The organism is Dietzia sp. DQ12-76, from assembly GCF_014145045.1.
Lineage (GTDB): Bacteria > Actinomycetota > Actinomycetes > Mycobacteriales > Mycobacteriaceae > Dietzia.
This window is the reverse complement of sequence record NZ_JAALDV010000462.1, coordinates 1-2163: the sequence shown is the minus strand read 5'-3', so window position 1 is coordinate 2163 and position 2163 is coordinate 1. Positions and strand designations below refer to the sequence as shown.

Genomic DNA, 2163 nt, shown 5'->3' with positions numbered 1-2163 from the left:
GCACCGGCGTCGCGGTGGGTGCCGTACCAGTCGTCCGCACCGTCGACGGGGGCGGACATGCCCTGCTGGGCTGCGGCCGCACGCTCGGCCTGACCCCACCGGGGCAGCGGCTCCGGGGAGGGCTTTCCCTCGACGCGACCCGGGGTGGCGACGCCGGTCTCGAGGAACTCCATCACCACGGCGTCGACAGCCGCGTTACCGGTGCGGAAGGTGCCGTGATCACCGCCGCCGACGACGACCAGCGTCCCACCGAGCGTCTCGACGACCCGGTGTGCGCCGGCGATCGGGGTGACGGCGTCCTTCTCCGAGTGCAGGACGAGCGGCTTCTGGTCGAGGGCGTCACCGTTCGGCTGGATGGTGCGCGCGACCGGTGCCCAACCGACGCAGTCGTCGCCGGCGGCCTCGGCGGCCGCACGGGTGGTGAGCCTGTTGCCACCCGTGTACCTGTCGGCCTTGGCCGCCATGACTCCCAGCTCGCTGGACGGCGAGGCGGTCTCGTTGCACGTGATGATCGCGTTCATCTCGATGTCGGTGCGGAAGACCGGCGAGCGGCTCTCCTGCGCGGCGACGATCCGGGCGGCCGTCGCCGGGTCGACCCGGGCGATGGTGCCGCCGTCGTTGTAGTACTTGAGCATGTGCGCGAGCATCGGCCACGCCTGCTCGGAGTAGGTCGCCCCCACCGTGGCGTCGTACAACCCGGTCGTGGCGTTGTTGGTCAGGCCCTGCAGCGCGAGGGCGCGACCGAGCCCCTCGGCGCGGGCCAGGGCGGGCGCGGTTCCGTTGAGGGTGTCCAGCGCGGGCCGCTCGAGCGCGGTGCCCCGCAGCTCGACGGGCAGGTCGCGGGTCTCGGCCGGCGGCGGGGTGAGGTTGGCGGGCCCCCCGACCTCCTGGTCGGTGACCCACTTCCAGGAGTAGAAGACCTTGCGGGGGGTGTCGCCGAGACCGTAGTAGTCGTCGCGCTCGGCGATCCAGGCGAAGATGTCGTTCAGGCGCCGCTCCTGGGCGAGCGCGCCCTGCTCGGCCTGCTGGGACCACCGCCAGTCGGGGTGCGTGTTGGAATCCAGCACCATGCGACCGGTGTTCTCGGGGAACAGGGTCGCGAAGTCGGTGCCGATCGCGGTGCCGTAGGACACGCCCACGTAGTCAATCTCCGCGAGCCCGAGCGATTCGCGGACGGCGTTCATGTCGCGGGCCGCGTTCTCGGTGGTGAACGAGGCCATGTAGGCCGGATCGGTGCCGAAGCAGGCGTCATGCAGCGCGTTGGCGGAGGTGGGGCCGACGAAGGCGACGTCACAGGTCATCGGGTTGGAACCGTAGAGGCCCCGCGGCTGGACGGCCACGAGATCATGGTTCTCGTACAGGCCGGCCGGCGCGGTGCCGTCCAGGGGCGGACTCCAGAAGTTGAGCGCGTAGTTGCCGGGCCCCCCGGGGTTGCCGAACACGGCCGACCTGGCCTGCCCGGACGAGGCCTTGATCCGGGTCAGCGCGACCTCGGTCCTGGCGCCGTCGGGCTGGCTGTAGTCGACGGGGACCTCGACCGTCCCGCACTCGAGACCCGCCGGCATGTACTCGGCCTCGATCCCGAGCATCTCGGTACAGTCCTGCCACTTGACCGGGGCGGCGGCGGCCACTCCGGTACCAAGAAGTGCGATCGCCCCGACGACCGCGGTGGTGCCAACGAAAGTGCTAGACGGCTGCACCGATCCCCGATTCCATGTTGTGTAGATGACTGCCATACGAATCGGACGCCGCGACCACTCAAGTTCACGAGCGTCACAAGCGTCCGAACCGGTCCAAATGTAGCCTGTGGTCGACCACGCGAAGCGCCAACCCGCACCGACTCAGGGAACCGTCATCCGATCGTTACAGCCGGTGGGTCCTGCGGGACGAAACCGCTGGCAGAAGTGGATATATCACCGTCTGTTCCGGTGTCCGCGCCCGAGGACCGCGAGTGTCGTCGACACCATCGAGAGCGCGGCCGACAGCGTCGCCGCCAGCAGCAGCCAGGGCTCGGTGTAGGTCCGCATGATCACTCCCTCGACCGGGGGGTCCACCACGGGCGGCCGCACGGCCACGAGGTCGCGCGACAGCCACCACAACACCACCGCCAGAGCCGCCGCGAGGACGGCGAGCGCGGCGTGGCGCCGGGCGGTCACGTCGGAT

The 2163-nt window shown here is 70.4% G+C and carries 2 protein-coding genes; both read right to left on the bottom strand.

What is annotated here, in order from left to right:
- Positions 1-1589 (bottom strand): alpha/beta fold hydrolase (locus tag G6019_RS14750; protein WP_194305782.1); only part of this gene is annotated, 1589 nt, incomplete at its 3' end.
- Positions 1590-1913: 324 nt separating this feature from the next.
- Positions 1914-2163: hypothetical protein (locus G6019_RS14745; protein WP_241726083.1), on the bottom strand; the 250-nt coding region annotated here is incomplete at its 5' end.